Source organism: Streptomyces sp. NPDC001156 (assembly GCF_053598275.1).
Genome location: NZ_JBSFJX010000303.1, coordinates 1 through 7,724, shown reverse-complemented (window position 1 = coordinate 7,724; position 7,724 = coordinate 1). Strand labels below are relative to the sequence as shown.

Here is a 7,724-nt window from a genome sequence, read left to right as displayed (position 1 = left end):
TACGCGTCGACTGCGGCGCGAGCGTCGCGTTGCAGGGCACGCTTGACCGCCCACATCGCCCAGTACAGGTTCTCCACACGCTGCACGTCGTCAAGACGGTGGACGTCCAGGGGCAGACGGATCACCGCCAGCTCGGTGTCCTCGCCGCGCTTCCAGCGCTCGCCTTTGTTCTTACCCCGGAACCGGCGAACGGGCGCGGCATCGGAGGCGGGCGCGGCATCGAGCAGGCTCGTGGTCACGGACGTTCCCACCTCCTTCTGGACCCGCCAACGTACGGAGACCCGTCCGGGCATGCGCCGCCTCAGCAATCACATCAAAGCTACCTGCCACCACTGACAACGCCCCCTGCAGCCAGTCAGCTTGACTCCCTACGCCGTCGGTTACGGGCCTGCGTCTCGCCCGCTGCACCACTACCGACCTGCGGGCCTGGACCGGACTGACCGGACCCCAGATGCACCGGCTCGTGCAGCAGCTGCGGGAGAAAACGCCCGACACGGGCCGCGGCCGGCCCCGGGGCGCTGCCGTTCACCGACCGGGTCCCGCTGCTCGTCCTCGCCTACCAGACCAACCTCACCATGCAGCAACTCGGCTCCCTGTTCGGCATCTCCGACTCCGCAGTCCACCAAGTCGTCGACCCTCTCGCCGGACCGCGCGCCGAGCTACTCGGTCCGCCGCCCACCGACCGCAGGGAACTGTGGGTCATCGACGGGACTTTGATGGGTCTTCATAGTTGAGCGGTGCGGAGGTGTCCGCGGGCTCGGCGGGTGGTGACGCAGCGTGTCCGGAGGCGTTGGTTGGTCGCGTTCCTGAACCCGAATGCGTTGCGTGCGGTCAGCTTGATCACGCGGTTGATGCCTTCGCTCTTGGCGTTGCTGTGGCCGGTGTCGAGGAAGGCGGCGATCTCGTTCCACCAGCGGTCGATGGTGGTGGCGAGGCGGCGGACTTCGGGGATGTCGCTGTCCGCGCACCAGGTGAGGAACTTCCAGCGGGCGTGTCCGACTTGGTTGCGGTCGGCGCCGGTGCGGGCCAGGGCGAGCAGGCTGCGCAGGGACTCTTTGGCGATCCATGCGGTCAGCAGCATCTGCCCGATCTGCCCCTCGTCCAGCAGTGCGTTCCACATGCTCGCGAACTGTTCGTCGGTGAGGTCCTCGCGGTTGCGTAACAGGCGACGGCGGGCTTTCCACTCCGGGTCGGTGGCGCGTCCGCGCCGGCCGCGCAGTTCGGCGGTGGTGCGACGCCGCACGGTGGAGAGCATCTTGTTGGCGAGCTGGACGATGTGGAAGTGGTCGACGACCACGATGGCGTCGGGCAGGCCAGTACGGATCGCGGCGCGGTAGGTGGCCGACATGTCGATCGCGACGTGGGTGATGTTCTTGCGCCAGGTCAGTTCGGTGGTGGACAGCCAGGCCAGGACGTCGGCGGTGGTGCGGCCCTCGACCTGGCCGAGCAGCCCGCCGGCGCCCAGGGCGTCGACGAAGCCGGTGTGCCAACGGTCACGCACCAGCTGCCACTTCCCGGTTTCGGCATCCTGTTCCCACTTCGTGCGGCCCCGGCGGGTCTCGTCGATGCCCAGCACCCGCACCTCGGGCAGCGGCGCCCCGGTGACCTCGCGGGCCTGCACGGTGAAGGCGGCCATCACCGTCGACCAGGACAGGTGCAGATCGCGGGCGGCCTGGATGACGGTGGAGCCGGCATCGCGGACCCGACGTCCGGCCGCCGCCCGCAGCCGCTCGGTGATCCGGGCCCCTGCCGGTATCTGCGGGAGGCTCTCGGTGAACGACTTCCTCGGGCACGCGGGCTCGCCACACCACCAGCGGCGCTTGTGCCAGAAGAACTCCATTCCCCGTTCCCCATAGGGCAGATCACGGGGCCGGGTCAGTGCCCGGCCCTTGCTCCGGGTGGCGAAGACCCCGCAGGCCGGACAGGCCCGCGCCGACGAGTCCGCTGTGGTGAGGTGGACCCGGCGTCTGCCGTCTTCCAGCAGCTCGACGCGGTGGACGGACACCCCGTCCAGATCAAGCAGTAACGTCGCATCGTTGTCCAAGCCCGTGGCTCCTGCATGATCGTTCTGCCTCAAGAACAGAAATGATCACGCATGACCACGGGCGCCTCGCGTCCAGCGCCAGGACACCCTCAGGGCGGTCACAGACCGTGACACCACCTCAGACCACAAACAAGACGCACCGCTCAACCGCGAAGACCCGCGCACGGTCACCACGTGTGTATGGGACACGCCGACTGCATAGCCGAGTCCGAACGCCCGTATTTTCGTCCGAAGTTCGCGGCCGGAATAGACCTCGTCGCCCGCGAACCAGTGTGCGTCGATGCCCAACTGGAGCGCGTTGGCGACCATGGCGGCGGTCTGCTGCGGCTTGGTGGCGAACATGATCTCCTCCGGGACACCGGCCGCGTCGCGGCGTTCCTCGTCCGCAGCCCAGTCCTTCGGGAGATACAGGGCCCGGTCGATCACCACCCTCGCCGTCTCGGTGACCACGGCGAGGTGGACGGCGACCTGGCACAGACCGACACCCTTGAGCGCGCCGGAGTACTGGCGGCCGGCTCCGACACAGTCGGTGGAGGATTTGGCGTCGCCGGTCTCGTCCGCCACCAGCACCACGTTCTGACCTGCGAGTTCACGCACAACCAGACGGGCGATCTCCACCCTGGCCCGGTCGTGGTCGAACTTCGCGCGTGACAGCAGGTGCTGCAGCCGGTGCGGCCCCGGATGCCCCAGCGCCTGGGCCAGCGTCCAGCAGTTGCGCGTGTCCACCTCTGCCAGCAGCCCGCTGACCATCTCCGCCGCCGTCGTGCGTGTCTCAGGCCGCGCGAAGCAGTCCGCGATCACGTCCATCGCCGTCCCAAACACCCGGCCCCAGACTGCCTGGGCTATCGTGACCTCCACGGCCACCGCTTCTTGAAACGTCGTCACAAACGTTCATGATCACGGTGGCCGTACCCATACCCCCACCCGACCCCGCGAGCTGCTGACCAGGGAAGACGCCGGAACTACAGCTGCCGTGTCTCGACTTCGCCAATGCGGCGTTCGAGTTCCCTCAGCCGGGCGCGTTCGCTGACCGTCAGCTCGGCGTCGGCAGGCGGCTCATGCTGTTTCTGGTGCTCTTCCCTGTCAAGATCCCATGCACCCGCACACCCAACCCACCAGGACGGATAAGGTTCGGCAAGGGCAGCGTCAAGCCGCTGGAACCGTTTCGATGACGGCGAAGGCGCCTGCGGTACTCACCTTCACGCGACGCAGACCGGCTGCAGCGAACAGCGCGTCGAACTCGCTCATCTCTCGCTCCCGGCCACCGGTCATGTCGAGCATGTTCATATCCATCAGGGGAGCGAGCCCAGGCTCCCCGATCCCGCCGACGAGGTGATCCACCACGGCAATGCGGCCGCCGTCCACCAGCGAGGACCGGCAGTTCTTCAGAACGCGCACGCAGCTGTCGTCGTCCCAATCGTGCAGGATGTACTTCAACACGTAGAGGTCCGCCGCCGGAACCTCCTCGAAGAAGTCCCCGCCGACGACAGTGAAACGCTCCGCCAGCCCGTCGGCCTGGGCGGCCTCCGCAGCCGCGGGGACGATGTGCGGCAAGTCGAAAACCCCGCCGCGGAGTTCCGGATTGACCCTCATCATCGCCCGGACGACATGGCCGGAGGCACCGCCGACATCCATGGCGAGCCTGACGCCTTTGGTGTCGAGAACAGCAGCGACATCCACCGCCGCGGCGACCGAGAGGTTGGTCATGGACTGGGTGAAGAAGGACGCCTCGTCACGGTGGCTGGCGAAGTAGTCGAAGACGGTCGCGGCCCCGTGGGCGGCCTTCACCTGGTGGTCACCGGTGCGGACGGTTTCCGGAAACCGGCCCCACGGCAGCCAGTGCCCCGGTGCGGACTGCGAAACCGCGAAGTAATGCAGCGAGTTGGGGGCATCCTTGTGCAGCGTGTTGAGCAAGGACGTGCCAGCGTAGTGCGCACCGTCGTCCGAAGTCATCAGGCCAAGCGACGCGCACGTACGCATGAGACGACGAGTGGCGTCAGGGTCGGTGGACTCCGCCTCGGCGATCTCCTCGGGGGTGTTCGTCCCCGACGCCAGGTGACCAGCAAGGTTGTACACGGCTGCGGCACGGACGATTTGAGTCACCCAGTACCCAGTGACCATGCCCATCATTCGCTCGTAGTCCTGCGCCGCGGCAGGAATCTCCGGTGTTGTCACGATATGTCTCCTTATATGGGCGAGGGAGTGCATTGGGCCGGTCGAACGCGGTGCGGGCCATGGCCCGTCGGCGCTGAATGACCAACGGGCCACTGTCGAGGCGACGGCCGCTCGTGTCCGCCGATCCTCTGGACGGCGCCACCCGTCGGCGGTGGTGTTGGTGGGGCAGGTGCAGAGGGTCGGTGCGCCAGGTACAGACCGGGGCGGGGAGGAAGTTGTCCGTGGAGTCGGTGGGGCCGAGTGGGCCTGGGTTGACGGATGCGGCCCCACCAAGCGGGGTCATGTGCAATCCAGACCGAGCACCGACCGAGGCGACGTGGCAGCCTGGGCCCGCGCGCCTCACCCTCGGTTGTGGCATGGGCCAGAAACGTGCTCAGCGCCGCCAGCATGTGACCCGCCGCTCACTGACCAGTGTGTTGGAAAGACTCCGGATCATCAGCCCGCGCGTCGGCTCGCAAGGGCCCAGCACGCAGCTGCCACCAGGATTGGCCCGCTCCAGCGATCAGAAAGGCTCCGGAAGCAGGATCGCCTTCTGGCGCCGGGTCGCCTCCAGCCCAAGCGCGATTTGCTGTTCGTCAACCGGCGGCGGCGCCTCACCGGGCCGCGCCGGCATGGAGTAGTCGAGCATGACCTGTTCCGGTCCAGGAGGATTGAACCCTCCCTCCGCTGAAGCAGGGGGATTCCTGGCTCAGGCTGCCTGCGGCCCAGCGGACCTACGGGTCTTACACCCTCAACACCAGCCGGGTCGGAACCTGCCCGGTTCGGTACTACAAGCAAAGGAGTTGCTGTGCCAGCCTGGCTCTCGCTCAGCACGGTGTGCGCGCTTGGTTCTCGCAACGCACACCGAGCAGCTTACCCGGTCGCGTGGACGGTCTTTCGCCCTGGAGGCGAAACTCCGTTGCCTGCCCTGCTCCGCAGGAGTCCGATTCCTCCCCAGCCTGAAGGCCAGGGCATCCTCGGAGGAACCAGGTGAACATAAAGATCATCTTCGCTGCGTGGTTGCCCTTGTTCGTGAAGCGATGACGGATGCCCCGGGGGATGTGGACAAAATCCCCCGCGACGGCCGTGAAAATGTGGTCGCCATCCAGGAACTCAAGTTCACCGTCGAGGATGTAGAAGGTCTCTTCCTGCTCGGTGTGAGCATGAGCCGGCGGTCCGCCGCCCGCCGGAACCGTGGCCTCGATAAGGCCGAACCCCCGTTCGTCTGCGCACCCGTTGCCTTGACCGTGTAGACGTCGCCCGCAGCCCATACCGTCGGTCCACGACCCGATGGCACGTAGAGCGCACCGCGCGTGTTCCAGCGCGGGTCGTCAGGGTCCAGCGCGGTCACTGGAAAGCTCATGGGATCTCCATTCTGAACTGGACGGGCGCGCTCAAGAGGCTCCCAGGCCCACACACACCGGCCTCCTGGTGGATCCAGATCACCCCGGCCCGATGCGAGCAAAGAACTTGCCTCGTCAAGAAATTAGACCAGAAGTACTTCACCGTGCAAGTAGATGAGATGCGCGCCGTTCGAGGGTGGCCCGAACGACTGTGGGGTCCCGACAGTCTCGTGTGCTTCGCGAGCTGGGCGTCCGCCTACCCAGTGGTGATCTCCATCAGGCGGTGTCGCGCAGGCCGCTGAGGATGTCGTGGCGCTGGATGCGCAGCGCGGGGTACGGGGTGACGTTGCCCTTGCCAGAAACCTCGTCCGCCCAGGTCACGCGGCATGTTCGTACTCGTGGAGGATGCCGCCCAGGCGTTCACGCCTTCGTATGTCGAGGCGGGCGATCTCCCCTGGATCGAGGATCGCCCCAGGCAAGGAGTGCTACGGCTGGCCATTCGCGATGTCGGCGAGCCTGATCGGCCCGTCCCGGCCCGCCAGGTGCGCATGGGCCCGCCCGGAGCCCGTAGGCCCGCCCTGTCGTCGGCGGTCATCGTCCAGTTGATGCACATCGGCGCCGAGGCGCAGTTCGAAGGCTGCGTCTTGGCGTCGTCGGGTGACCGCTCAGCAAAACGGCCCCAGGCCCGCTGCGGTGAGATCGTCTCCCGGCCGGGCAGGGGTCGGCACAGGAACCGCCTTCGCCGTCTCTCCTCGTCGATGGTTCGCGCCGCGTCACCGTGGCCGTTCTTCGCCACGACCCGGGACCGGGCGCGAGCGATCGGAGGGAATGGCGCAGCAGGCACCTCGGAGTGAATGGCTGTGAAATCGTTGAGAACCGTGGCGTACGAACTGCCCGTGCGGCTTGTCGTATCACGTGACCTGTCAATGCCGCTGTCCATGGGGCTGCAATACGAGGCCGACGATCCCTATGCCGTCCACGCCGCCTTCTACCCCGTCCGCCACGGCGGGACGGTCGAGCGGTTCTTCAGCCGTGACAATGCTGGCTCAGGCCCTTAAGGGGCACGCCGGTCACGGAGACGTCCGGATGTGGTCGGGTGACGGACTCGGACGCGACGTGCTCTACATCGCGCTCACGCCGCCTGCGGGCTCGGTCCTACTCGAGGTCCCCGCACATTGCGTGGAGGCCTTCCTGCGCGAAACGCGCTCCGTAGTGCCGCCGGGGGCCGAGTCCGGCCAACTCGACCTTGATGCCGAGCTGGCGCACCTGCTCGCGGGAAACTGAACGCCTCCCGCGCCACGAAGCCGTCACTCTCGGGCGATGACAACCATGCGGGAGTTTCGCGCGTGTCCGACACCTCTGACGCGTCGGTGTGCCTGACCGCCGCCGACGCTGGTATGCCATGCCTCCCGCTGCCGGCATCAGGTTTAGTTGACGGTGCAAGCACATTGCATATACTTGACACGTCAAGGATCTGGCCGAGTCTGGTCACCTTCGCCCATGAGTGCCAGCCAGCCCGGTCACGGCACCCTGGAAGACAGCGAGAGGATTTCAACCATGCCCGAACCGCAAGGTGAAGAGTTGCAGGCCATACGGCGTCGCCAGGACGAGCTGAAAGAGCGGTATCTCGTCGACGTCGCGGAACGGCCCAAGACCTCGTCCCGAGGACTTCATCACGCTGCGTTCATCTGTCGAGACGTGGAGGAGACGATCCTCTTCTACCGGGACGTTATGGGCTTCCCGCTCGTGGACCTGGTCGAAAATCGCGATTACCCGGGGTCCACGCACTTCTTCTTGGACATCGGAAACGGCAACATGCTCGCCTTCTTTGACTTCCCGGGCCATCCCCACCCCGAGTACGCGGAGACCATCGGCGGAGGCCACCACGTGGCGCTGTCGGTAACCGATGAGACTTTCGCCGACATCAAGACTCGTCTCCATGAACGTGGCATCCCGTTCATGGAGATAGAGGGAGGGGTAGCGCCGAACCTCTTCGTGGCGGACCCCAACGGTCTCAGGCTGGAACTCAATGGGGAGCCTCTCGGATACGCGGCGGGCACATACCTGTTGTGATGTCGCGCTCGCCTAAGTAGACCGTATGAAGCGTTCGGAACCGTGACCGTCCGGGAGCTGAGGACCGATGCCCCCGCGTAAGTTGACGCGGGTTGCCTGCCGGTGGGCAC

At 66.5% G+C, this 7,724-nt stretch carries 10 protein-coding genes and 1 pseudogene; 5 read left to right on the top strand and 6 right to left on the bottom strand.

Going from position 1 to position 7,724, the window contains the following annotated elements:
• Positions 1 to 239: hypothetical protein (locus ACWDA7_RS48360; protein ID WP_450614008.1), on the bottom strand; the 239-nt coding region annotated here is incomplete at its 3' end.
• A 336-nt stretch (positions 240 to 575) separates the two neighbouring features.
• Between ACWDA7_RS48360 and ACWDA7_RS48355 the strand changes: the two genes are divergently transcribed.
• On the top strand, positions 576 to 734 hold the full coding sequence (locus ACWDA7_RS48355; protein WP_450614006.1) for a hypothetical protein: 159 nt from the start codon (positions 576 to 578) through the stop codon (positions 732 to 734).
• On the opposite strand, the gene ACWDA7_RS48350 is transcribed toward ACWDA7_RS48355, so the two are convergent.
• The 5 genes and pseudogenes from ACWDA7_RS48350 to ACWDA7_RS48330 all read right to left on the bottom strand — a co-directional run bounded on the left by ACWDA7_RS48350 (position 725) and on the right by ACWDA7_RS48330 (position 5,469).
• Positions 725 to 2,044: an ISL3 family transposase gene (locus ACWDA7_RS48350; RefSeq protein ID WP_450614004.1), complete on the bottom strand. Its 1,320-nt coding sequence runs from the start codon at positions 2,042 to 2,044 to the stop codon at positions 725 to 727. The genes ACWDA7_RS48355 and ACWDA7_RS48350 overlap by 10 nt on opposite strands.
• A gap of 155 nt (positions 2,045 to 2,199) precedes the next feature.
• Positions 2,200 to 2,929, bottom strand: a pseudogene (locus tag ACWDA7_RS48345) (IS701 family transposase); the annotation flags it as partial.
• A gap of 261 nt (positions 2,930 to 3,190) precedes the next feature.
• Positions 3,191 to 4,219: a methyltransferase gene (locus ACWDA7_RS48340; RefSeq protein WP_450614002.1), complete on the bottom strand. Its 1,029-nt coding sequence runs from the start codon at positions 4,217 to 4,219 to the stop codon at positions 3,191 to 3,193.
• A 502-nt stretch (positions 4,220 to 4,721) separates the two neighbouring features.
• Positions 4,722 to 4,847: a hypothetical protein gene (locus tag ACWDA7_RS48335; protein WP_450614000.1), complete on the bottom strand. Its 126-nt coding sequence runs from the start codon at positions 4,845 to 4,847 to the stop codon at positions 4,722 to 4,724.
• A 178-nt stretch (positions 4,848 to 5,025) separates the two neighbouring features.
• The gene (locus ACWDA7_RS48330; RefSeq protein ID WP_450613998.1) at positions 5,026 to 5,469 is read right to left on the bottom strand and encodes a cupin domain-containing protein; all 444 of its coding nucleotides are present in this window, start codon (positions 5,467 to 5,469) and stop codon (positions 5,026 to 5,028) included.
• A gap of 458 nt (positions 5,470 to 5,927) precedes the next feature.
• Between ACWDA7_RS48330 and ACWDA7_RS48325 the strand changes: the two genes are divergently transcribed.
• The 4 genes from ACWDA7_RS48325 to ACWDA7_RS48310 all read left to right on the top strand — a co-directional run bounded on the left by ACWDA7_RS48325 (position 5,928) and on the right by ACWDA7_RS48310 (position 7,614).
• Positions 5,928 to 6,395, top strand: coding sequence for a hypothetical protein (locus ACWDA7_RS48325; RefSeq protein ID WP_450613996.1), 468 nt, complete (start codon positions 5,928 to 5,930; stop codon positions 6,393 to 6,395).
• 24 nt (positions 6,396 to 6,419) lie between these two features.
• Positions 6,420 to 6,599, top strand: coding sequence for a hypothetical protein (locus tag ACWDA7_RS48320; protein WP_450613994.1), 180 nt, complete (start codon positions 6,420 to 6,422; stop codon positions 6,597 to 6,599).
• 28 nt (positions 6,600 to 6,627) lie between these two features.
• Positions 6,628 to 6,825, top strand: coding sequence for an SsgA family sporulation/cell division regulator (locus ACWDA7_RS48315; protein ID WP_450613992.1), 198 nt, complete (start codon positions 6,628 to 6,630; stop codon positions 6,823 to 6,825).
• 216 nt (positions 6,826 to 7,041) lie between these two features.
• Positions 7,042 to 7,614, top strand: coding sequence for a VOC family protein (locus tag ACWDA7_RS48310; RefSeq protein ID WP_450613990.1), 573 nt, complete (start codon positions 7,042 to 7,044; stop codon positions 7,612 to 7,614).
• Positions 7,615 to 7,724 lie beyond the last annotated feature (110 nt).

Excerpts from the sequence above, each read along its gene's own strand:
- ACWDA7_RS48355 (WP_450614006.1), top strand. The coding sequence starts at position 576 with ATGCAGCAACTCGGCTCCCTGTTCGGCATCTCCGACTCCGCAGTCCAC.
- ACWDA7_RS48335 (WP_450614000.1), bottom strand. The coding sequence starts at position 4,847 with ATGCTCGACTACTCCATGCCGGCGCGGCCCGGTGAGGCGCCGCCGCCG.
- ACWDA7_RS48330 (WP_450613998.1), bottom strand. The coding sequence starts at position 5,469 with ATGGGCTGCGGGCGACGTCTACACGGTCAAGGCAACGGGTGCGCAGAC.
- ACWDA7_RS48325 (WP_450613996.1), top strand. The coding sequence starts at position 5,928 with ATGTTCGTACTCGTGGAGGATGCCGCCCAGGCGTTCACGCCTTCGTAT.
- ACWDA7_RS48315 (WP_450613992.1), top strand. The coding sequence starts at position 6,628 with ATGTGGTCGGGTGACGGACTCGGACGCGACGTGCTCTACATCGCGCTC.
- ACWDA7_RS48310 (WP_450613990.1), top strand. The coding sequence starts at position 7,042 with ATGAGTGCCAGCCAGCCCGGTCACGGCACCCTGGAAGACAGCGAGAGG.